Source organism: Wolbachia endosymbiont of Culex quinquefasciatus Pel (genome assembly GCF_000073005.1).
Lineage (GTDB): Bacteria > Pseudomonadota > Alphaproteobacteria > Rickettsiales > Anaplasmataceae > Wolbachia.
The window spans coordinates 323,248-346,056 of sequence record NC_010981.1; the positions used below are offsets into that span (position 1 = coordinate 323,248).

At 35.2% G+C, this 22,809-nt stretch carries 21 protein-coding genes and 1 pseudogene; 3 read left to right on the forward strand and 19 right to left on the reverse strand.

Annotation, left to right across the window (positions count from 1 at the left end; all coding sequences use genetic code 11):
* Positions 1–38: 38 nt before the first annotated feature.
* The 18 genes from WP_RS01495 to WP_RS01580 form a co-directional block, all read right to left on the reverse strand.
* Entirely contained in the window at positions 39–1,199 is a 1,161-nt protein-coding gene (locus WP_RS01495; protein ID WP_007302879.1) for a phage tail protein, read from the reverse strand.
* Positions 1,199–1,984 carry a baseplate assembly protein gene (locus tag WP_RS01500; RefSeq protein WP_012481795.1) on the reverse strand — a complete coding sequence of 262 codons (786 nt, stop codon included), beginning with the start codon at positions 1,982–1,984 and terminating at the stop codon, positions 1,199–1,201. The genes WP_RS01495 and WP_RS01500 overlap by 1 nt, the downstream gene beginning before the upstream one ends.
* 2 nt (positions 1,985–1,986) lie before the next feature.
* Positions 1,987–2,322: a GPW/gp25 family protein gene (locus WP_RS01505; protein WP_012481796.1), complete on the reverse strand. Its 336-nt coding sequence runs from the start codon at positions 2,320–2,322 to the stop codon at positions 1,987–1,989.
* 2 nt (positions 2,323–2,324) lie between these two features.
* Positions 2,325–2,579, reverse strand: coding sequence for a PAAR domain-containing protein (locus WP_RS01510; protein WP_012481797.1), 255 nt, complete (start codon positions 2,577–2,579; stop codon positions 2,325–2,327).
* A complete protein-coding gene (locus tag WP_RS01515; RefSeq protein ID WP_012481798.1) occupies positions 2,576–3,040 on the reverse strand; it encodes a phage baseplate assembly protein V in 465 nt (154 codons plus the stop codon). Before WP_RS01515 ends, WP_RS01510 begins: the two co-directional genes overlap by 4 nt.
* Entirely contained in the window at positions 3,027–3,500 is a 474-nt protein-coding gene (locus WP_RS01520) for a hypothetical protein (protein WP_012481799.1), read from the reverse strand. The genes WP_RS01515 and WP_RS01520 overlap by 14 nt, the downstream gene beginning before the upstream one ends.
* Complete coding sequence (locus WP_RS01525; protein WP_007302931.1) at positions 3,497–3,994, reverse strand: phage tail protein; 498 nt, start codon at positions 3,992–3,994, stop codon at positions 3,497–3,499. Before WP_RS01525 ends, WP_RS01520 begins: the two co-directional genes overlap by 4 nt.
* Entirely contained in the window at positions 3,984–4,304 is a 321-nt protein-coding gene (locus WP_RS01530) for a head-tail joining protein (protein WP_012481800.1), read from the reverse strand. Before WP_RS01530 ends, WP_RS01525 begins: the two co-directional genes overlap by 11 nt.
* The gene (locus WP_RS01535) at positions 4,304–5,308 is read right to left on the reverse strand and encodes a major capsid protein (RefSeq protein WP_012481801.1); all 1,005 of its coding nucleotides are present in this window, start codon (positions 5,306–5,308) and stop codon (positions 4,304–4,306) included. The genes WP_RS01530 and WP_RS01535 overlap by 1 nt, the downstream gene beginning before the upstream one ends.
* Positions 5,309–5,333: 25 nt before the next feature.
* A complete protein-coding gene (locus tag WP_RS01540; RefSeq protein ID WP_007302934.1) occupies positions 5,334–5,705 on the reverse strand; it encodes a head decoration protein in 372 nt (123 codons plus the stop codon).
* A gap of 141 nt (positions 5,706–5,846) precedes the next feature.
* Positions 5,847–6,893 carry a S49 family peptidase gene (locus tag WP_RS01545; protein WP_012481770.1) on the reverse strand — a complete coding sequence of 349 codons (1,047 nt, stop codon included), beginning with the start codon at positions 6,891–6,893 and terminating at the stop codon, positions 5,847–5,849.
* Entirely contained in the window at positions 6,893–8,311 is a 1,419-nt protein-coding gene (locus WP_RS01550; RefSeq protein WP_007302936.1) for a phage portal protein, read from the reverse strand. Before WP_RS01550 ends, WP_RS01545 begins: the two co-directional genes overlap by 1 nt.
* On the reverse strand, positions 8,312–8,536 hold the full coding sequence (locus WP_RS01555) for a gpW family head-tail joining protein (RefSeq protein WP_007302937.1): 225 nt from the start codon (positions 8,534–8,536) through the stop codon (positions 8,312–8,314). It lies immediately after the preceding gene.
* Complete coding sequence (locus WP_RS01560) at positions 8,526–10,361, reverse strand: phage terminase large subunit family protein (RefSeq protein WP_012481771.1); 1,836 nt, start codon at positions 10,359–10,361, stop codon at positions 8,526–8,528. Before WP_RS01560 ends, WP_RS01555 begins: the two co-directional genes overlap by 11 nt.
* Entirely contained in the window at positions 10,361–11,833 is a 1,473-nt protein-coding gene (locus WP_RS01565) for an ankyrin repeat domain-containing protein (protein WP_012481772.1), read from the reverse strand. The genes WP_RS01560 and WP_RS01565 overlap by 1 nt, the downstream gene beginning before the upstream one ends.
* A 7-nt stretch (positions 11,834–11,840) precedes the next feature.
* On the reverse strand, positions 11,841–12,317 hold the full coding sequence (locus WP_RS01570; protein WP_007302942.1) for a hypothetical protein: 477 nt from the start codon (positions 12,315–12,317) through the stop codon (positions 11,841–11,843).
* Entirely contained in the window at positions 12,314–13,546 is a 1,233-nt protein-coding gene (locus tag WP_RS01575) for a DNA modification methylase (RefSeq protein WP_007302943.1), read from the reverse strand. The genes WP_RS01570 and WP_RS01575 overlap by 4 nt, the downstream gene beginning before the upstream one ends.
* Positions 13,547–13,659: 113 nt before the next feature.
* Positions 13,660–14,124, reverse strand: a complete 465-nt coding sequence (locus WP_RS01580) for a crossover junction endodeoxyribonuclease RuvC (protein WP_012481773.1) — start codon at positions 14,122–14,124, stop codon at positions 13,660–13,662.
* A 647-nt stretch (positions 14,125–14,771) separates the two neighbouring features.
* Between WP_RS01580 and WP_RS01585 the strand changes: the two genes are divergently transcribed.
* Positions 14,772–18,308 (forward strand): DEAD/DEAH box helicase, encoded by a 3,537-nt coding sequence (locus tag WP_RS01585; RefSeq protein ID WP_012481802.1) that lies wholly within the window; start codon positions 14,772–14,774, stop codon positions 18,306–18,308.
* A gap of 1,143 nt (positions 18,309–19,451) precedes the next feature.
* Here WP_RS01585 and WP_RS06925 read toward each other — a convergent pair.
* Positions 19,452–21,543: pseudogene (locus WP_RS06925) on the reverse strand (AAA family ATPase).
* A gap of 231 nt (positions 21,544–21,774) precedes the next feature.
* Here WP_RS06925 and WP_RS01595 point away from each other — a divergent pair.
* Together WP_RS01595 and WP_RS01600 are read left to right on the forward strand one after the other, a co-directional pair.
* Complete coding sequence (locus tag WP_RS01595; RefSeq protein ID WP_012481776.1) at positions 21,775–22,269, forward strand: RNA polymerase sigma factor; 495 nt, start codon at positions 21,775–21,777, stop codon at positions 22,267–22,269.
* A 54-nt stretch (positions 22,270–22,323) separates the two neighbouring features.
* A partial coding sequence (locus WP_RS01600; RefSeq protein WP_012481803.1) for an AAA family ATPase occupies positions 22,324–22,809 on the forward strand: 486 nt, incomplete at its 3' end.

A 22,809-nucleotide genomic window follows, 5' to 3' on the forward strand; every position in this document is an offset into this window, starting at 1 on the left:
ATTATTAATATAATATATGAGGATCTAAATATAAGTATTTAACTTATTATAGATATTACTTGACTATTTTTCCAACTTCTGTGCAAATGTCGATGTTCGTGCCATTTCAGTACTCCCGGGTAAAACACTAAAATGTGCTTTTCTAATTCGTGTATTGAGTCTTTTTGCTCTGAATATAAGTCGTTTTTATAGTAAATGTTGTGTTCTGCTAAAACATATTTTCTGACCTTCTGATCTGTATAATTTTCTACTTTGTAACGATGGATAATACTGAATCTTTCTAAAATTGGCTTGTGTTTTAAATTCCAACGTTGCCCTGAAAGTTTATCGTTTCCCAATACAAATTTATTTCCTTTTTCTTCTACGCTACTTACTGGAAAGCACCCATTTATTTCTCCTAATTTCCAGCTATCTGACAGTACAATCTGTGCTTTGGCAAACTTTATTTCTGGTAATAAGCTCTGTGATAGAGGATATAGTGCTTTTAAGTTGTACCACTGATGACTTCTTTCATAAATGCCTTTGTAATCCTTTGTATGAGCCTCTGTTTCTCCAAGTACTGCTACATCTAGGCGATATATATCATTGCTTAAAGCTCGTTCATAATGATCGCGTAGATAGTTTTCTATAATCCTAATAACTGGACCACTAGACCTGAAAAAATTTACTCTTCCAAATGATAACACTGGTCCATCTTTTTCTATTTTTACCCCTGAATAATCAGAAAGAAGATCTCCAAATAAACTCTCATCCAATATAAATCTCTGCACATTATAATAATCGTTAAAAATCCTCATCAATCTGGATCTTACAGGCAGTGATAGTTTTGCAAGTTCTACTACTGCATCTACGAAGAAGTCATTTGGTACCTCTTTTATCCCTACTTGCAACTCAAAAAAATGTTTACCAGGTGGTTCTTCAATAATTTTAATATCTTCTATATTTGCCCATTTTAGTGCTATTTTTAGTGATGCTGGAGTTCCTCGCAGTCTTTGAAATTTTACTCCTTCTATTACGGCTTTTCTTCTATCTTTTACCCAACGCAGTATCTCTTCTAAACCATATTCTTCTATTATCCACGGCAATGTTTCTTCTTTAAGACTAAATTTAAATCTCCTGATGCAACTTGGATCAACTTTGTAATCGATTGCATCAACCAATGCTTGCTCTTGCTTTGTCGCGTTTGGGGGTAATAGCATTACTCAATCTTTAAATTTCGCAAATTTGCACACTCGTTACCTAGCACCACAACATCCTCTTTTGGCTCGATTAATTCTACGTTTTCTACACCATCTACAAATAGATTCGCTATTATCCACGATCTTGTTACACTCCACCCTAATCTTTTTGCTAATTCAAACTTCTCAATAAACTGCTTCTTGATTTCCTCCTTCGATATTACAGGACTTATGCTCATTCTGCTGTGAATATCTATTTCCGTAATATTGCAACCAACTACTGTTACTGTATCTGTTAAAACCCTTATATCATCTCTAGTAACCTGCTTTTTTACAATTTCTAGTAGCTCTTCTGACAATATGCCAGTTTGTGTTGATAAGATTGAAATTTGTACTTTTCCTGGTATAGGTGATTCTACTAGTGCATCTTTTACTCTACTATCTGCTGACAGTGCATGATATTTATAATATTCCTTACTTCCTCCTGTTGACCAACCTGCTATTTTTGCTTTTATTCTTTTTCTAAAATGTTCATCATCTTCTTCATTTTGCCTCTCTACTCCATAAAATTCAGCTAAAGAGTCAAGATCTTCTCCTGTTGCAAATTTAAGTAAATTACCCTTTACAGCTTCGTTTATCCTTTGTCTGAGTAAAAGTTCTCGCCATGCTGCTACTTCTAATACCTTCATTGCTGGATCACTTTCTACCAATCCTGTAAAACTTGCATCTCGCTTTACTAACTCTTCCTTCATTCTCGAAAAGATTTCTTCATAACTCAGCTTTTCTACAATATTTAGCTGCTTCATCTTTAAACTACAATTTCATCAAAATGAATGTTTTTCCCGCTTGGTAAGTATAATCCTTCTAGATCAAGCGTTACTTTTCCTTCTTTCACCTCTGTCATTTTTACTTTTTCTAGCTTAAATCTTTCCTCCCACCTTTGTAGAGCTTCTGCTACTGCTGAATAGATTTCCAAAGTTAGATCTCTATTTATTGACTTATCTACTAATTCAAATAATCGAGAACCATAATCTCTCCTCATTATTCTACTGTTAATAGGAGTGGTCAGTATATCAATTATCGACTGCTTTAAGTGCTCTATTCCTTCTAACGTTTTTCCTGTTTTAGCATCCATACCCTTCATTTCTATTTTGCAAAAACGCTTTCACTGCCTTTTATTACTTTAAACCCACATGAAACTATATCTCCTACTCTTCCTACACTAAGACCATTTGCAAACACTGTTTTTGATCCTTGAATCATTACTTTTCCTTCACTAAAACTTTCTCCTTGTCTACATATTGACTTACCGTTTACAAAAACATTATTACTTCCGCTAATGCAGAAATGTGGTATAGCTTCTCCACAATAGTCTCCTAACCTTACTATTCCTTTGTTCAATTTAAGTCGATCCTTTCTGCTTTCAGTTTTATTCCACTTTTTGTCATTTCTATGCTCGATTCCCCAGCTTTCAGTGTTATTTTGTCTACTACTTCAATCTCTAAATGATGTTTATCTTTATCGTATGACAACTTTGTTCCATCTTGAAATGTTAAGCTACTCACCTCTTTTTTATTTTCTGGTGCAGAGTACTTTTGTTGATATATTCCAGGAAGTACTACTCCTAAAGATAATTCTCCTAGCGGGGAAAGTATCACTACTTGCTCATCAATACCTGGCGGAGACCAATTTCTATCTTTTCCTGCTTTGCTTGTTATCCATGGCAACCAATCTGTTAAAAATTCGCCTATTTTAATTCTTACTTTTGCTTTTTCATAATCTACTTCTTTTACAAGCCCTATTCGTACAATGTTTGCTAATTTTCTTTGCAGCTCTGAAATAGCAAAATTACTCTCTAACATTTTCTCCTATTGTAATCGTATGTGGTTTAATCTTATTTTCTGTCCATATCGATTTACCTAAATGAAGCTGATGACTCCACTCAACCAACCACAACAAATACGCATCTAATTCGGGTCTAAATCCGTCAATTTCCGTAGAGATAAATTCTCCTGGTGAAACATTTTCCACATTCCAAGTATTTTTATTTACTACTCTTGCTACTTCTGCTGCTAATGTTCTGACAATAATAGGGGCATTTTCTATTGTGCTATCAGTCACAATGCGTGCTTCAAATCTTGCTTTCAGCGCTAATTCCTCTGTTCCAGGATCTTTTCCCGATTCTAAACTCACAAGCTCTACAAATAACGCTGGCGCTAATAATTCTTTTCTTATCGATGGATAAATTTCACAAGTTTGAATTGCTGGTATTTCTCTCTTCAGCGTGGTACAAATTTTATCATGTAAATCTTTCAAATTCATCCTTTATAGCTCAATTCACGTTCAAAAAATTTTGTAAACACTTTCTCAACCTCATAATTAACAAGATTTCCTATTATCCTTGAAGCCTCAGGTTCGAGTGGTAGTTTTACTTCCTTTATTGGCAATGCTGCTCTTCCTTCACGTTTAAAAGCTCCTTTATAACCTCTTGGCATTGTTGCAGTAAATGCTCCTATAAACTCATGATTTCCTGTTTTCGTACCTCTTTTTGTTTCTCTCATACTGCCAATAGATGAAGCCCTTACATCATACAAGTTTGCTCTTATTAAAACCTCTAACCTACCTGCTTTCGCTTTAAAGATTCGCAACCTTTTTCTCATTACCGTTAATTTTATCTTCTTTTCCTCACTGATTTCCTTAGCTGCTTGTCCCTTTAACCATATTGCTGTTTTATTCAGTGCTTTTGCTACTACTAATTTGATTTGAGCTTCTTTTCCTCTGATATCACTTATTACCTGGTTTACATTATGAAACACTTCCTTCTCCTACAGCTTGAATTTTCCATATTTTACTTGAAGAATCTTTCAATGGTGGTTCAAAAATCTTGTAGAACCTTTTTTCAATCTTGATATAATCACCTATGCTAAAGGAAGTAACGTCCTGATCACGTATTTCTATAGAAGCAATTTGCTGAGTTAATGCTCCATCTGTACCTAAAGAGTACTTAGTCTCAGGACGTTTCATTAGCACTTTTATTTTATGAATACCCTCCTTATTTTTATTACAATATGTGGCTTCCACTCCTAGATGCTCAAAACAATCCTCCAACAACCTCTCTATACTCATTAACTTGCAGTAATTTTGATTAATACCCCAGGTCTGTGACACATTGGCAGAGGATTTGACTGCGTATGTAAATCTGTTCCTCTATCAAATCTTCTTGGCTCTTGTTTTGCATATAGTGGCTGTCCTAGTGTATTTACTGTTTCATTAAAATCTGCTGGTGCAAAATATGTTGTAAATGTGCTCGCTGTTCCTAGTGGAAAACAGTGCCCTGTATCTTTCTCAATAAATCTTCTCACCGTTCCTTCAGGGTCAGTTGCTTGCCCTCTATATTCCTCAAACGTTATTCCACAGAACGTAAACCCTGACCTCATATCATTCCGAAGCGCTGCTCCTTCTTGCCATCTCTCATATGCTTCTTTCACTTTAGTATGAGAAGTAAGTGCATCAAAAAACTCAGGGCTTATGAGTGCATGAATTCCCGTCATATATTCACCACTTAAGTTGTCTTCAATATGTCGCAATACTTCCAGACACTTACGCTTTACATCAGTTGTTGCTGTTCCAAGGGCAAAATTTACTACTTTTGGCGTGATTTCAAATTCGTTGTACAGATTTAATAATTCACTGCCATCTGCGTCCAGAATTATTCCTTTCAGCGCTCCCATTCGCAAATGCTCTAATGTTATTGCGTGCTTGTTTCTCATTAGCTGTAAATGGTCAGTTATTACGTCTGCAAGCGCTTTAAGTTCACTCTCTGATCCAAATGCCCTTATTCCTTGTACTTCCTCTGGCAGTACTACATCATCATGTGGAATATGTGGAATCGTAAACGTTCTTACCTTTCTTTTTCCTCTTTTTCCTACTGTTGCTGGCGCCCCTGGAACTTGCGTTGGTAGTAAACTTAAAACTCCGTTATGTTCTTCTATTGTAATATGTCTAAATCTTACTGACCTATTTGGAAATAAATTTAAATTTTCAACCCGTCCATAATTTATCGGCAATATATTCATCGCATTTGTTAGTGCCGTCATGCTAAATGCTGTATTTGTAAATGGATTTTGCATTCTTTTTCCCCCTTATTAATTTAAGTTACACTCCCTTGCGGACAATGATCCCTCGTCCTTCAAGTTGCTTTATTGCTGCAGCTTTTTGCTCTTCAGTGATACCTGCTGGCCACACAACTGCATGATCTGCTAGTATTGCACCACGAGTAATAATTACTGCTTTGGAATTTTCTGTCGCATTTACATCACTTACTATTGCACCTATTGCTGTTTGTGTGCCATCTGTTCCAACAGGATTAAGTACTCTAATAAAACCATCTTCCGTCTTTTTGGCAACTACTTCACCAAGCTTAAGATTTTGACCTTTAGCTACTGTTATTTGATCTCTTGAATATAGGTTGGACACTTCATATTTCAGAAGATCGCCTAAATTATTTCCTTCAGTTATACTTATCATGTCTTTTTCTCTCCTTTTTTTATTTTTTTACCGCCGTGTTTATAAATGCTATACACCGCAGTTATTACCTTATAATTAGCCATTATGGCACATTTTGGACACTTATTTACCGCAGAGCACTATATATGGCGGTTATAAAATTTAAATGCACCGACTTTTCGCTACCTGTGTCATCAAATCTTCCTGCGAATTCTGTGGTATTGCACTCAGTATCTCTGTCTTTTTCGTTCTCTCTGCAAGTAATTCCATTAAAACTTCCCTCGCTTGCTCAATACTTACACCCTGCTCAATAAATTCTCCTATTTTCTCTGGCATTCGTGATAAGTTACATAAACGTATTAATTCAACAATTTCAGTACGATACTTAGTTAAATTATCAGTTTCTAGGTCATCAATTTCTAGGTCAGTTGTAGTTTGTTTATTCATAGTATTTTCTCCTTTGTTAATAAATTCAAAAAATGTTGTAACTCCATCTGCAAGACCTATTTCTACTGCTTTCTCGCCAAAATATAGACCTGCTTCTGTTGATCGAATCTTTTCAATTGAAAGACCTCTGTTTCTTGCTATTAGCTGCACAAACATTTCATATAGTCGGTCTACTTCTTTTTGTAAGCTTTCCAGACTTTCAGACGTCATTGGCTCATGTGGATTTAAATCATTCTTTCTCTTGCCTGCAAAAATAGTTGTGTATTTTATTCCTTGCTTTTCATCAAAACCGCTTTGGTCAATGTGACTTGCAATAACACCTATACTTCCAACACCAGAGGTTCTACACACAAAAACCTTTTCAGCGCTTGAAGCTATAGCATATGCAGCAGAGTACGCATCATCATTTGCTATCGCTATTATCCTCTTTTTTCCTCTTACACCGTAGATAAAATCAGCTAGATCAAACACTCCATTTACTTCTCCACCTGGACTATCTATGTCAAGTAGAATCGTCTCTATGCTTTTATCTTCTAAAGCACTCTCTATCTCTTCATGAATATTTTCATACGAAGTCATATCTAAAATATGATCAAAAGCTTCTGTTTTTTTTGTCAAAACTCCATAAATACGTATTATTGCTATTCCTTTTGGGTTTATATGAAAATGCTTTAAGTTCTTAAAGATAGGTTGTTTGCTATTATATAATGATAATAGTTCAAAGCTTCTTCTCTCTACCATTACTGGTTTATTTATCCACATCACCTTCCTTCCCTTTTATGATTAATGTCAGAATCGAAACAAAGTCCAAAAGAATCAGCTCGCTTTTGATCTTCGGCAATCTCTTGATCAATTTCTTCAACATCGTAACCCAATTCTGAAACAACTTCTGAGCGACTCTTGAAGCCATTTCTTACTGCCATCTGTTGTGCTTGTTGATCTTTCAGTGGATCCACCCAATCAAATCCCTGTGGTATCCATTTTACTTCTTCTTTCGCTGCTTTTGCCACTTTTTCATCTATACGGAGTTCTCCACAAAGTACTGCTAACTCTAGCCATCTACTCCATACTGGTCTACAAAATTGGAATACCATAATGTTATGTTGCAGCATAGCGCATCGACGACGAAACTCTATCAGTCCTGCTCTGATTGATGAATAATTAACACCGGTTAAATCTCCTGTTAGTTGTTCGTATGTTATCCCTGTGCCTATTGCTATTGCCCTCAGTTGCTGTCTCATGAATGCTTCATAACTTCCTCCAACATCAGACGGCTCTGAAAATTTTATGTCTTCTCCTGGGTCTAAAAGCTGCATTGTTCCAGGTTCTAGGCCAGATAGTGCTACTCCTTGCTCATTACTTTCACCTTCTCCTAAAATATTTGCCTCAGGATCGAGTCTCGTAATAAATCCAGCAAACATTGCTGCAGTTTTCTTTCTTACCAGCTCCGCATCATCGTACTGATCAAGCTCATAAAGCTTTAGCAGTATATTAGAAAGCCAAGGTTCTCCTCTAATTTGTCCAGGCCTTAAAGGTTTATAGATATGTAAAACATCATTTGCCGGTACTCTAACTGATTCTCCAAACGAACCTTCACCTGGGTGCTCTCTAAATAAGTAATAAGCTTCTCTTTGCCCAAGTCGGTTAAATTCAATGCCACTACGAATAATATTGCCATTTGCAAGTGTTTGATTGCTTTTGTTATCTAAATGCTCTGATTCCAATACTTGAAGTTGCAATGGTACAGAAAATCCATCTTCGAGTTTACGATTTCGGAGGCGTACAAAACACTCTCCACCTTCTATCATACTTCTGCACACTAGAGCTTGTAATCCATAAAAATCACTTACTCCACTACTGTCTGCTTCATCTGTCCATTTCAGCCATAATTCTTGTACTTTCTTTCGAAATTCTGCATTCTTTGCTTTTGATTGCGGCTTTATTCCTGTTCCAATAGAGTTACTTACTATTGTATCAATAATATTTGCTGCATATGGATTTTTTCTCACCATATCACGTGATCTACTACGTAAAGTTTCAAGGCTTTGAGACAGCAAATTGTTTATACTTCCTAACTCTGGTTGAAAGTGAAAAAATCTTCTTCCTGAACCTGCTGTATCCCACGCTGAGCTTTTTATCTTTGGTTTGTTAAATAATTGCTTGAAGGTTTTTAGCAGCATTTATAAAATTCCTTTACTCGTTGAAAAAACAATTTTCCTCTTTGGCCTCATGCCTGCAACTTTTAACTCAGCCTTAATTCGTTGTCTTAAATTCAATAAATCATTTATTTGAACTTCCCCGTACCTCACAACATGGTCACCATATGCAATTGAGACAACTCTTTCTCCGCTTTGCAGTTTTTGAATTGCTTTCTCAACTTGAGTTAAATATTCTTCACTGTACATTTTGATTACCAAGCCACTTACTCTGTATTACTTTTTTAGGCTTTTTGCTTTCCATTTTTCCACTCAAACTATTCCATTTACTCTCTGGCCAACGATCAATTCCAAGTGCAATAGATGCTGCTCTCGCATAAATTCGGCAATCTAGCACTTCATTTCTTTCTCTTACCTTTTGCCACTCTTGTTTGGTGTATCCTTTTACCACTTTGCTGACTAATTGCTCTGCCGTTAGCTGCTTAAAATATTCAGGTGCATACTCGGGAAAATGACAGTATCCTGCTGGAGCTTCTTCACCGTCCTTTAAAACATTAAGTAATTGAAAAAGTTCTGACTTTAATATCGATACTCCTACTGGCCAGAGCTTTATTCCTCTTTTCAGCTTTTGACCACCAACTGTTATATCAACTCTACTTGGGCTGCTAAGTGGCACTAGAGCTTTATTTACACCTTTGACTGCCATTACTCTTCCAGAGCCCTGATGACCTCTTACCCAGTTGTATACTTCCTGCGTTGCATACCCTGCATCAACCGCCATCATGCTTATCATATATTCAAGCCCATTTTCACCAATAAAATGATGATTTAAAAGCTCAGAGAGTTTTCCCCATACTTCCCTACCTCCTGTATCTCCTTCAAATACTCGGTAGTCTATTGACCAACTTTCACGGCTTTTTCCCCATGCTACAACTTCTACTTCTAACCGATCTTTTTGGACATCTACTCCTGCTGTGAGAACCACTTCACCTTTTGGTACTGTGCCTACGGGAAAAAATTCTCTCCTGTTAAATAATTGCTTCCAATCAGGTACTTCTCCTTTATCTACCCAAGTTTCTCCAAGCGTAGTATTTATCCAAACTTTCAGTAATTGTTCACTTTCTTTTGCATGCAGAAAATCCTCTACTGCTTGTTGCCAACTATACCACCCAACTGGACTATAAAGACTTGAAAGATGAAATCCTTTTTTCTCCCCTTCTTTTGCCTCTGTAGCTCTCCATTCTCCACGTTCTAGCATCTCTGTCTTTTGATGATTTTCTATTTTGCCGCTACATTCAGTGCAGACATAATGTGCTGTTCTTGAGTCGTTATTTTCCCATTTTATTTGTGACCATTTTAGAACTTGATAGTAATTACAATGCGGACATGGTACAAAAAAATATCTCTTATCTGTTGCTTCAAATTCTTTCTCAATTCTGCTTATTCCATGAATCGTTGGCGTTGATACTAAAAAAATCTTTCGACGTGCAAATGTATTAGTTCGAGCAATACTGAGCAGTACTGGATCTCCTTCTCCTCCTGAATCTCCTGGGTAGGCATCTATTTCATCAAGAAAGAGATATTTTACTGGCATGGATCTTAGTCCTACACTGCTATTTGCTCCGGTTATTACTACTATTCCACCTGGAAATTCCTTACTTTGCACAGTATTGCCTGAATCTCTTGACCTTGGGTCTTTTACTTTACTTTTTAAACATGGTGTACTCTCTATTAACGGCGCAAATCTTCCTTTTGACCAACGTTTTCCCATTTCAACTGTTGGCTGCACAACTAACATTGGACCAGGAGTCTGATCTATAATATAGCCAATCCAATTGTTACCTGCTTCTGTTCCTCCAATCTGCGCTCCTTTCATGAATACTACTTTTTCTGCTGGTGAGGACGGAGAAAGTGAATCCATGATTTCTTTAAGGTATGGCGTTCTCTCTGTTCTCCATTTACCTGGCTCTGATGCTGCAGTTGGCGCTAAAACTCGATACTCATTCGCCCACTCTGATACTTTAAGCTCTGGATCTGGTCTTAAACCTTCAGAAAAAGCTCTAGCGTATATCATTATCTGCATCTACTCACAATTGCAACATCATTAACAGTAGAACTACACTCCTCCAGTTCCATAAACATCTTTTTCTGAAATTCCTTTTCTATATATCTTTTGTTCATCTCACTTACCATTATTGCTACAACAAGCGCAAATATCCCTGTTATTGTTGCAAAAATGATTGCACTGCTTATTGTTGCTGCTGTTAAACCTATATATGCTGCCATTGCTACTGCGCTAACTGTAATACAGATGCAGATAATATTATTATGTTTTTTCATCCTTTTATCTGCTATTTCTCTCTGTGCTATATATTTATTATGAAGGGTTGGAAAATTAACAACGGTATCTCTGCAGAGTAACGCTCCATTTTTTTCATTAAATAAAACTTTTAGTAATTCTAAATTATTTGACTTGATTGCTAAGTGCAGAACAGGTGTATAGTTTGCTCCTTTTTTCAGCAATAACTTCACTACATGTAAATGCCCTTTTTCTGCAGCAAGATAGATCGGTGATAGACTCTTATTATTTGAAATATCAATATCAATTTCTTCTTTTAAGATAGACTCTACAAGCTCAATTTCTCCTCTTTGTGCAGCTAAATGGAGTAGACTATTCTTTTCAGAACCGTATTTATTACTTATCAAAGCCTTCTTTATCTCAGGTTTAGCGTAATCAAATGGTGTCTTGCCACTATCGTCTTTTACCAGAGGGTCTATATCTTCTCGCGTTAGTAAAACTTCTATTGTTTTCAGTCTTTCAGCATAATGTAGTGGTGTTTTATTTTCGTAGTCTTGCAAATTGACTTGAGCATTAGGCTCCCTTATTAAGCATTTGAGGATATCCAAACACAAATCTCTTTCATCGTAATTAGTATTACTTACAGCTATATGAATAGGTGATAATTTCATTGAATTTTGTCCTACACGTGCGCTATTTACATCTGCTCCTAGCTCCAGTAATAACTTTACTATCTCTAATTTTTTGTTGTTAACTGCATAGTGCATCGGTGTCTGATTTCGTGCATCAAAAACCTCGATTTCAGCATTTCCTTCTCTGACTAAAATCTTTACAACTTCTACATGTCCAATACCAGCTGCCAAATGTAATGGTGTATGAAATATTGCATTACGCGAATTAACATCGATGCCTCTATTTATTAGGTACCTTACAGCATTTACCTCACCCACCATTGCAGCTAAATGAAGTAAGCTATCTTGTTCTGACCCGTATTTATTATTAATTAGCGCTTTTAATATTTCTGCTTTTTTTCCTTCTTTAGCGTAATCAAGAGATGTTTTGCCGTCATTATCTTCTACAAAAGGATTAATGTTCTTCTTCGTAAGTAGCAGATCCACCATGCTTAATTCGTCAAATTCTATAGCGCAATGTAGTGGTGTCTTGCCATTTAATCCTCTAACATTAACATCTAATCCAGGTTGATTAATGAGGCACTTTATTAATTCTAAACTTAAGTGAGCAGACATTTTATATTTAAAATTTAGTGTTAGATAATTCTTCAAGCGAGTTTGTAATTTCTTCAGTTAGCTCCATATGAATCTTTTCAGTGTCACTCAGTGATGCAAGCAGCGCTGAAACTCTATTTGGAATATTAAGCAGATTATTACGTACAACTCTTGCTACATTAAATGCTTCGTTTTTCACTTCCTCTACTGCTACAAGCTCTCCTATTTCAGCCTTAGCTTTTGCCTCAAGCAGTTTACCTCGTTCCATTTCATTTTTTATTCGCGTTTTTAGCAACATTGTGGAAAGTTTTTCTCCGTTTTCTGAATAGTTTTTTCTTCTCAATGGTTGACTTGGATCTCTTATTGCTGCTACTGCTTCATTTGCTTGTTCTCTATTGATCAAACCATTCTCCAACTCAACTATTCCTTTCTTTACTAAATAACAGACATATTGCTTTGAAAATCCTTGTTCTCTTGCCCATTCTGTTTGTGTTATTAATTTCACTTTTTTTGCTCCTTTTTTTCTTCTTGAATCTCTGGAAAAGTTTTACCAGTACCAGAAAGAATTGCCTCCCTGCCTGTATACACTTGCCAACGTTTTATCGTTACATCTACAAATTTTGAATCTAGCTCTATTGTTCTACAAATTCTTCCTGTTCTCTCACATGCAATCAGTGTGCTGCCAGAGCCGCTAAATGGATCAAGTACTATGTCTCCTGGTCTGCTGCTGTTTACTATTGCTCTCTCCATTAGCTCTACTGGCTTCATCGTTGGGTGTAGTGTATTGTGTGTTGGCTTATCATAAAACCACAGATCACTTTGATTTCTTCCTCCATGCCACTCACGTTTATTGCCGCTTTTCCATCCATAAAGCATTGCTTCGTATTGTCTTTGATAATCTGATCTTCCTAGCGTAAAGTGATTCTTCGCCCAAATGATAAAAGTTGACCATTTTCCTCCCGCTTCCTCAAATGCTTTTTGCAACGTTGAAAACTCTGATGATGATATGCAGATGTAAATTGCTCCTTTCGTATATGCTAAAATATGGGAACAGATGTCGTAGAGAAAAAGCTCATACTTTTCACCTTGATTATCGTTTAGTATCTTTTTATCCTCTCTTTCTTGACTGCTACCATAATCAACGTTATATGGAGGATCACAAACAGTAATGTCTGCCATTTTATCATCTAACAGCGCTTTATATGATTCAACTACAGAGCTATCACCACAATAGATTCGATGATCACCTAAAATCCATAGATCACCTGGTTTTGTTATTTCTACCTTTTTGTCATCAACAACTAAGTCAGAAAGATCTTCTTTTTCACTATCTAAATCATCAAGGAAATGTTGAACTTTTTCTAATTCAAATCCAGTCATTTTAAGATCAAACTGTAAATCTTCTAACTCTTGAATTTCTACTTTCAAAAGCTCATCATCCCACTTTGCCCAATTAGCTGATTGATTTGCCAGCAATCGAAAAGCTTTGGTTTGTGGTTCATTTAGATTATCACTGAGGACCACTGGAATACTCTCCATACCAAGTTTTCTTGCTGCTTTAAGTCTTAAATGGCCATCAACCACAGTCCCATCGCTTTTTGCAACTATTGGTATACGAAAACCAAACTCCCGAATAGAAGCACACATTCTATTTACTACGTCATCATTTTTACGTGGGTTACGCTCATATTCGACTAGATCTCGAGTAGGATAGTAGTGGATTGCTAAATTCATATATGTTTAAATTCTTAATAATTAAAAAGTTAATATTCAAAATATGTCTAACACTAGAAAAGGCCTGAGGTCAGCACCACCAAACCCGCCATTATAGCCGAAAGGACCCACTTTTATGGTATTTTTAATGTGTTAAAATCTTTACTAAAATTCATAACGTAGAATATTAGTGCCAAAGCATCAGATTCATTATCATCTCTAGGTAAAAACCCTTTTTCCTTTACAGCTTCAATAACTTCACTCTTACTTGCGTTACCATTACCAGCTATAAAGCGTTTGATAGTTTTAACATTAACACCTTTGTACGGCACATGATGTTCTTCACACCAAGCAGATAGAACGGCAAGAAAACCACCGTAGCAATGAGCAGCATCAGTTCCTAAGTGTCTTCTTACTTCCTCAAAATACACTACAGAAATCTCTTTCAAAGAATTAAGCCAATTACGAAAATTTAAGAAGCACATGCCACCTCCACTAAAACGACTAGTATGAAAACTCTCACTGCCACTTTCAATTACTCCATCTGTAAGAATTGCCCAGCCCGTTTGCTTGCCGAGATCTAGTGTTAGGGTTGACATTTGCTATAATTTAAAACTATAAGTAGCACTGATTCCAAAATATCGTTTGGTTCCTGCAAAATACACTAGCAATTCATAGGTTTTTGTAGTCCAACAACGAGAATCATGTGCTACTGCAGAAAGTTGTTTTCTTGTTATATATATTCACCAAAATTACGAAAACTGTTCACTTTTTTTTTGCAAAGGATAAAAATCGTGTTAGACTTAAAGGGAGGTTTGTTCTATAATGGTAAGATTACCGAGAATGCCGTTTAATTAAGTTTTAGAGGGTACTACGTGTGTTCTTTGGTGAATTGCTATTGTTATCTATAAAATCACATCTAGCTTTAAAACGAAGTTTTTACCTTATCTAAAAAAATACAAATCTACTCAATGTTTGTTTGCCGAGTTTCGGATTGACACTTAAAGTTTTTGTATTTGAAGCGCATCCACAAACTGCATCAATGCCCTTCTATAATATATATATACCGGATTTCTTACTACTTTTTCCGGAATTTTCTCAAAAAAAGTTAAAATAATTTTTAATCACAAAAAATGAAGAGACTATAGAAAAAAAGGTTTTCATATTGCCTTTTCTGTTGTTTTTTTGGCATTTTGTAGTGATTTATGTTAGATTACTTGAGTTTATTTAGGCTAAAATATATATAATGTCTATTTACGGGAGAACATGGTGGGGTAAGAAATGGCTTCAATCTTTCAGTGAAGTTGATTACGATAACCGCCTTTCACGTGGTAGAACTTATGCTAATACTGGTCGAGCTTTTGGTATTCAAATCAACGGCAATACAATTACAGCCAAAGTTAGTGGTTCAAGACCTCATCCATATAAAGTTAAAATAACACTCAATGAATTAAATTCATCAGCTATCCGTTGTATTATTGAAAATTCGCCCTCTATATTGCCTAAATTAATAAATAGACAATTACCAACACTTTTGTTTGATAAGCTTAACGACTCAGGTATTAAATTATTTCCTTCGAATTGGGAAGAAATGAACGCAAGTTGCAATTGTCCTGATTGGGCTATGCCTTGTAAACATATTGCTGCTGTGATTTATCTTATTGCTGCAGAAATTGATAAAAACCCTTTCGTAATTTTCAATATTCATAATTGTGACTTGTTGTCGCTGATTGATGATTTTGGAAATGGAAAATTAGAAAACATTCAAAGTATTCTAAAAATTAATGATCTATTTAAATCGTCTTCTAAAGTTAAAGTATATGACCAAGTCAACTTAAATGATATTGATCTATCGACTATTCCTAACCTTGCCAGCTGTATCGAAAATATCTTGACGAATAATCCACTCTTTTTTGAAAAAAATTTTCACAGTATTCTGCAAACAGCTTACAAGCATTGGCAAAAATATCCTACGGGGAAATCAGATTATTTTTTCTACTCTTCCAAGAAAAAGCTATCGGAAGAAGAATTGTTTACTAGCAAATGGGGAAGTATTGAACACTGGCAAACATTTCAATTATTTATCAATGACCAATACCAAGTTATTCAAGTAAGCAATGGTATAGCTAATTCATTTATGCTCAGCGAAAGTGTTTCAAGGAATATAGCACAATTTTTAAACGATATTCCTATTTCATTACTGCATAAGCTTAATCCTGAGCTTCGCTTCATGCATATGATTTCACAGTTTGCACGTATGCTCATGGAAAAATCAGCACTAGTACCACAAATACTACAAAATAAAAGAGGAGAATTTATAATTAGGTGGATCCCTGCGTTGTTTAATGAATCAGTCAAAGAAATTCATAGAAAAATATCATCTATGTGTCCACCTCTACTAATTCAATATCAGAAAACTTCTATAGAGCCTGAAGAACAGGTTAATATTGCAATTTCTTTAATCCTTTTGGGATACATGGCAAATAATTTTCCTGCAGCACTTGATAAGTATAGAGAAAAGAATACCTTTCCTTCATCGATGGATAAGTATAGAGACAAGCACATCTTTGCATTATTTTTTACTGGATCAGCATACAAGTTTAGTGAGTTTAGCAACAGAGAAATACCTCAAGCAATTAATCTCTGGTTATCACGGCTTTATTTAACAGATAAACCATACAAACTTTACTTAATGGTAAAAGATTATTATGAAAGATTTGAGCTTGATATACAGGTATCTTTAGATGATGGAAAATCGATAATAAAGCTGAAAAAAGCATTGTCTAACTGCAGCACAAAACTGAGCATTTTATCTGATATGGGAATGCTATCCGAATACATACCTGAGCTAGAAAGATCGATTGATGACAGCAGTAGATTACTGTTTAGCTTAGATGATTTTGCACCATTGTTTTTAAATATCTTGCCGGTGTTAAGAGCAATTGGCGTTATAGTTATCTTACCAAAATCACTGGAAAAAATCCTAAAGCCAAAGTTGAGTCTTAATTTATCTGCTAAAGGCAAAATTGAAGAAGATCGGAAAAGTTTCTTAACGCTTGAGAAATTATTAAAGTTTGATTGGAAAATAGCGATAGGTGATAAAGAGATAAGCATTACAGAATTTAAAAAGCTACTGAAAGATTCTCGTGGACTTATAAAGATTATAGACCAATATGTGCTTTTGGATGATAAGGAGGTAGAAGCTCTACTGAAAAAATTTGATAAGTTACCTGAACGCTTGAGTCAAGCAGAGCTGATGCAAGCTGCTTTAGGAGGTGAACTAGATGGAGCAAAGGTAGGACTTGATCAGCAGATTAAAAGCCTATTTGAAAAGCTTAACACTTATGTACCTGTTGATGTACCAAGTAACCTAACAGCACAGTTACGTCCATATCAAAAACGTGGATTTAGTTGGCTTGTGCAGAACATAGAGACGGGATTTGGTAGTATAATTGCTGATGACATGGGTCTTGGCAAAACACTACAAGTTATTGCAGCCATTTTATACTGTAAGAATGTGGGATTTTTAGATGAAGATAAAGTCTTGATAGTAGCGCCAACAAGCATATTAAGCAATTGGCAACGAGAGATGGAACGTTTTGCATCAGAATTAAAGCTTTTCATCTATCATGGACAAAATCGAGAATTGGCAAATGATTATGATGTAGCTCTCACATCCTATGGTCTTGCGCGTCGTGATAAAAAAGAGCTTAACAGAGTAGGATGGTTTTTGCTCGTGATTGATGAAGCCCAAAATATAAAGAATCCCCACAGTGAACAGAGCAAAGCTATAAAAGCTATTGCAGCAAAAAATAGAATAGCAATGAGTGGTACACCTGTTGAAAATAGGCTACTAGAATATTGGAGTATTTTTGATTTTACTAATAAATATTACCTTGGTACTCCTAAGGAATTTAAAACTCATTTTGCAACACCAATTGAAAAAGCGAGAGACAAAGTTTGTCTAGAGAAGTTCATGAAAGTTACTCATCCCTTTATGCTACGTAGGGTAAAAAGTGATAAAAGCATTATAGAGGATCTACCAGATAAAATTGAAAATAATCGTTATTGTTCTCTAACTCCAGAGCAAACAGCACTTTATCAAGAAGTAGTTAACACAACTATGAAAAAGATAGAAAGGAGTGAAGGAATTGAACGTAAGGGTCTAATTCTTAAGCTTATCAATGCTTTAAAGCAAGTTTGTAACCATCCATCGCATTTTGGCAAGAAAAAGCGTGCAAGTATTGAACAGTCAGGAAAGATGCAGATGCTAGAAGAGATATTGATAGGAATTAGTGAGCTTGCAGAAAAATCATTGATATTTACTCAATACACTGAAATGGGTGAGATTATAGCTAGGCTACTTGAAGAAAAGTTTGAATCAAAAGTGCCATTTTTGCATGGAAGTTTATCCCGTAAAGCACGAGACAAAATGGTTAATGATTTTGAAAACTCATTTCGATCAAATATTCTCATAGTATCTTTAAAAGCTGGTGGAACAGGGCTTAATTTAACAGCAGCAAACCATGTAATACATTACGATTTATGGTGGAATCCAGCAGTGGAAGCACAAGCAACAGATAGAGCGTACCGTATTGGACAAGAACGTAATGTTATGGTGTACAGGCTACTTTCAACAGGTACTTTTGAAGAGCGTATTGATGAGATGATTCAAAGCAAGAAAGAGTTAGCAAACTTAACTATAAGTAGCGGTGAAAGTTGGATTACAGAATTTAGCAATAATCAATTGAAAGATTTGATCAATATAAGAAATGCTGTATAAAAAACAAGTTCAGCTATACACTTCTTATCTTAAAAATGTAAAAAAACAACATTTGGCCTGCTAACACATATCTTATCGCATTCGGACTATTATAAGAAAGGCTATACAGAGTATGAATCTGATTTTGATGAATTAATTAAAGCAGGTGAGAAAATAACTACAACAAAGACCAGCTTGTAGTTGAGTTATCTGTGTTTGACATCTTGTCTACCACCTTTTGTTTTAATTTCAAGGGGGGTGACCCACCCTTTAGAAAGCCCTATCTGCCAATAAATAGTGAAAACATAAATCTTTGTCTCCATTGTACGCGATGAAATTGGAGACGTAAATAAATAAATTTAGATCTTTATCTCCATTTTAAGCAGTTTACGAGCTCCATAGCTTATGTTTATGGCAAAACTTTTTTTCTTTAACTTCACCTACAATTTGTTTATAGAGATTAGCTAAAATATTTCCTTAGGAGTTTTAGATAAAAGTTGTTATATTTCTATAAGACCTCTAAAATAATCAGCTCTTGTTTCACCTAAATTACAAAAGCTGTTCACTTTTTTGAAAAAATATTTTACAACAAATAAAAAACGTGATAGACTAAGGTGAGGCTTTTTTATAGCAAGTAAAAGTTTAAGGTAAGAAATAATTTAAAAATGACTCTTAATCGAGTTTTGAGCTACCTTACATGAGTAACTTAGGTCCTGGTTGTACAATTGTACCCTGGAGTCGTAGAATCTTTTTAAAACGCTATTATTAGCCATTTTGTCTTTTGTAAGCATTTATCTTTCATCTTTTTTTCAGGTTGTCCAAAATGCAATAGTAGGTTTTTCATATTTTTGTCTATTGAGATTTTGTAGTAAGCTAAAAGCTAAAGGTAGTATGTGTTAATTCATACTACTTAATATTATTATTTATAATAATAGGAGTTATTTTGAAAACTGAAAATCGGACAAAACCCTCTATATTTCTAGCCTTTTATCTCTTTTTTCAGTCTACGATTTCACAGTCTGACGATTTCTTAAACTATTGAAAATCTAGTACTTTTTAATTATTAACAAATTCTGACTTCGTAGACTGAACACATTCTGACAAAAACTGGCCAAGACTGAAAACTGAAATATTTAAGTAATAAAGAATTTTAGTGAAAAAGTTCTAGATATCTAAAATTTGATCGTTATAAACCCAAATATTTGGATTTTCTTCTGGAACAACATCCTCACTTTCCGATGATTTGTAATCAGTAGGTAAAATCTTTTCATAGACTATAACATTCTTGTTTAGTTGATTTGTTACTCTTTTTTCCATACCTTCAACACAAAGTATTCCATATTTTGTTCTTGCAGCATTTTTACCTTCTCTGTTGAATTTTATATAACCTTTTGCAGCAAGCACATCGATACGGTTACGAATAGAATGCTGACTACCAAGACCTGCTTTACCTTCAAATATCTGACAGAATGAATTAATTGTATATACTTTTCCTTTTTCTCGTGCTTCTTCATAAATCAATTGCAAAATAATATCATGTCTACGAGAACGTTCTGCATCTAACTTTTGACCATAGTCTTTATTCACAAGTCTCCGCGATTCGTGATCAATTGTATGCCAGCAGTTATCGATTTTATCAATGCATTTTGGTGGAATAGCGTGACCATTGCGTAACTCACATATTAACTGACGGTTGCTTTGCTGTTCATCTGGCCTAAACATTATTATTCCTGTAGTATAAAAGCTTCGCAATGAACCTGCGCCACTAAAGCTCTGAAACGGATCTTCTTCCAGCGATTTCTTTTGTATCTTTTTCGTGTGATGTACTAAAATAACTCCAGCATCCGGATTAGCTAGTGTTCTTAGCTTTTCAACTCTTTCTTGAAGGAAGAATAACATAGCATTATTGTCATTTTCACTACCGTTTTCACCAGCATCAAAAATATTTCGTAGCGGGTCTATTGCAATGATATCAACAGCATTTAATCTAAATGAGTCTTCTATTTCATTCAAAACTTTTTCTATACCATCATCATTTAGAAGCAACTTTATCTGTGGTGTAATCATTATATTGTCCCCAGCAAGCTCTCTTATCTCCTCGCTAAGTTTCAGTTGTTGAATACGCTCGCGCATATAGTGATAGCCAATTTCAGTTTGAAGATAAAAGATCCTCAAAGGCCTTTTAGGTACCATATCAAGAAATTGAACTCCTGCTGCCATGTAAATTAGCCAAGAAATTAAAAAGTCACTTTTTCCTACTTTAGGTGCTCCAGCAAACACTAAAAGTCCACTTGGAGTTAAAATCCTAGGTGCAATTATATCTTCTGGCATCGGTGATTTATCGTTAAAGTATTGCCTTGCAGAAAATGAAATCAAACTTTTTGTACTTAGAGTATTAGTAGTAAGTGCAGTTGAAGCTAAAAATTCTTTAACATTTATTCCTTCCTCTACACAATCAGCAGCATCCCAGCCTTTTGTTTTATTTTGTGGAATATTAAGAACAACAAGTGATTCAACTCCGATTTCTAAAAGCTTTTTTTCAGCATTTTTAGCATATTTTGCACCTGCTTCATCATTATCTGGCCAAATAATAATATGCTTGCCCTTCAGTTGTGACCAATCAGTCTTTTTGACATCTGCGTTTGCTCCAGACATTATTGTTGTTGCAGTTATTCCTTTCTCTATCAGCGCTTCTGCACATTTTTCCCCTTCCACCAGAACAATTTTATCAGACTTTAAGATTTCTGGAATATTATATAGAGGCCTTATTTCTGGTGATGCAAACTTAGATTGTTTGATATCAAAAGGCTTGTATACTTTTTTCTTTCCAGGAGGATCAGAACGATAAACTTTTACAATCACCTGACCATTTTCATCATAATAATTCCAACTTTGGGTAATGAATTTCTCAAAGTCTTCATCAACATATTGTTTCTCTCTGTATTTTTTTATTATTTCCGAGCCATTCACTTATTGAAGCTATTACCTCAGGAAACTCTGTCCTTGCATTCTTTCTATGCACAGCTGCCCAAAGGTCGATAATGTCACCACCTTCTCCAGTTGCAAAATCATTCCATAACCCGGCTCTACTGCCACTTAGTTCTACTCTTAAACTTTTTCCTTTATTACCCCATATATCACCTACTTGAAACTCATTTTTGTGAAAAGTTCCGTTAGGTAGCAAGTACAAAAGACAAGATCTTAAGTTTAATAGAAGTTGTGCTTTAAGTTCTTGAACATTGTATGAATCACTCATGAAATTACCTGTAAGTTGAAAGTCTTGTTCTATATATTCACCGGATTTACAAAAACTGTTCAGTTCGTAGGTGTATTGTCTGATCAAAGTTTTGAGTGTCTGAGGTTTGAAAAAAGATTCCAGGTTTTCAGAGGGTAAAAAACTCACGATTGTCTGAGGTATTTTTTTCATGTCCTACAATATTTACTAAGAAAGTTTCATCCTTAAGTCTTTCATTTAAGGACACATCTTATGAAATCTCGAAACTCTTATTCAGGTATTGATCCTAAAGTTGTTAATTTAATAAAATTTTACGCAAAATATTATAAATCGCTTACTGATCAAGATATTGAAGACATAGAACAAGACCTCTTCTGTGAGTTTCTTTCATGCATAGATCAGTATGATAAAACTAAGGGCAGTCTTTCAACCTTTGCTAAGCAAGTTGTTAAAAATCGTATTAATAATCTAGTCCGTAAACACTCACGTACTACTCCTAAGCTTGAAAATAATGTGCAACAAGAAAGTTACTGCTTTGAAGATGAAACGATACTACGTATTGATGTTGAGCAAATTATTTCAAAATTACCAAAGAAGTGGCAAGTTTTATGTGAACAACTTAAACATCACAGCATTGCTGAAGTTGCAGACATGAACAATATGTCACGGACTACTTTGTACAACATTCTCAAGAAAATGCGATCTAAATTTGCACCTGTTTACGGAAAAAAGCATAAGAAAAATTGAACAGTTTTTTGAAATTTAGTGAATTTATATATAGTGGCAAATTAAGGTAAAAGCATGAAAATAATAAACAGCAAAGAAAGAGCAAAAATGGTCACAGGTGTGAAAATGGTAATCTTCGGACCTTATGGAATCGGCAAGACTAGCCTACTTAAAACTCTTGATGAATCAACAACGCTTTGCCTTGATTTTGAAGCAGGACTTCTTGCTGTACAAGACTGGAAAGGAGATTCAACTGAGATTCGCACTTGGAATGAGGCCAGAGACATTGCTTGTCTTATTGGTGGTCCTAATCCTGCATTAAGGTCTGATCAAGCGTATAGTCAAAAACACTATGAGCATGTCTGTAGCAAGCACAAAGATCTTCTTTCTGAAGTTTCTAAATACCGCTCTATCTTTATTGATAGCATAACTGTAGCATCACGTTTATGCTTTTCATGGGCAAGAATGCAACCGGAAGCTTTTTCAGATAGATCAGGAAGAGAAGATAAAAGAGCTGCTTATGGGTTACTTGCTCAAGAAATGATGGCCTGGCTCAATCAA

What these genes read in the sequence shown, in the direction of transcription:
- WP_RS01495 (WP_007302879.1), bottom strand. Translation starts at nt 1,199, where the DNA reads ATGCTATTACCCCCAAACGCGACAAAGCAAGAGCAAGCATTGGTTGAT.
- WP_RS01500 (WP_012481795.1), bottom strand. Translation starts at nt 1,984, where the DNA reads ATGAAGCAGCTAAATATTGTAGAAAAGCTGAGTTATGAAGAAATCTTT.
- WP_RS01505 (WP_012481796.1), bottom strand. Translation starts at nt 2,322, where the DNA reads ATGAAGGGTATGGATGCTAAAACAGGAAAAACGTTAGAAGGAATAGAG.
- WP_RS01515 (WP_012481798.1), bottom strand. Translation starts at nt 3,040, where the DNA reads ATGTTAGAGAGTAATTTTGCTATTTCAGAGCTGCAAAGAAAATTAGCA.
- WP_RS01520 (WP_012481799.1), bottom strand. Translation starts at nt 3,500, where the DNA reads ATGAATTTGAAAGATTTACATGATAAAATTTGTACCACGCTGAAGAGA.
- WP_RS01530 (WP_012481800.1), bottom strand. Translation starts at nt 4,304, where the DNA reads ATGAGTATAGAGAGGTTGTTGGAGGATTGTTTTGAGCATCTAGGAGTG.
- WP_RS01535 (WP_012481801.1), bottom strand. Translation starts at nt 5,308, where the DNA reads ATGCAAAATCCATTTACAAATACAGCATTTAGCATGACGGCACTAACA.
- WP_RS01540 (WP_007302934.1), bottom strand. Translation starts at nt 5,705, where the DNA reads ATGATAAGTATAACTGAAGGAAATAATTTAGGCGATCTTCTGAAATAT.
- WP_RS01545 (WP_012481770.1), bottom strand. Translation starts at nt 6,893, where the DNA reads ATGTGGATAAATAAACCAGTAATGGTAGAGAGAAGAAGCTTTGAACTA.
- WP_RS01550 (WP_007302936.1), bottom strand. Translation starts at nt 8,311, where the DNA reads ATGCTGCTAAAAACCTTCAAGCAATTATTTAACAAACCAAAGATAAAA.
- WP_RS01555 (WP_007302937.1), bottom strand. Translation starts at nt 8,536, where the DNA reads ATGTACAGTGAAGAATATTTAACTCAAGTTGAGAAAGCAATTCAAAAA.
- WP_RS01560 (WP_012481771.1), bottom strand. Translation starts at nt 10,361, where the DNA reads ATGATATACGCTAGAGCTTTTTCTGAAGGTTTAAGACCAGATCCAGAG.
- WP_RS01565 (WP_012481772.1), bottom strand. Translation starts at nt 11,833, where the DNA reads ATGTCTGCTCACTTAAGTTTAGAATTAATAAAGTGCCTCATTAATCAA.
- WP_RS01575 (WP_007302943.1), bottom strand. Translation starts at nt 13,546, where the DNA reads ATGAATTTAGCAATCCACTACTATCCTACTCGAGATCTAGTCGAATAT.
- WP_RS01580 (WP_012481773.1), bottom strand. Translation starts at nt 14,124, where the DNA reads ATGTCAACCCTAACACTAGATCTCGGCAAGCAAACGGGCTGGGCAATT.
- WP_RS01585 (WP_012481802.1), top strand. Translation starts at nt 14,772, where the DNA reads ATGTCTATTTACGGGAGAACATGGTGGGGTAAGAAATGGCTTCAATCT.
- WP_RS01595 (WP_012481776.1), top strand. Translation starts at nt 21,775, where the DNA reads ATGAAATCTCGAAACTCTTATTCAGGTATTGATCCTAAAGTTGTTAAT.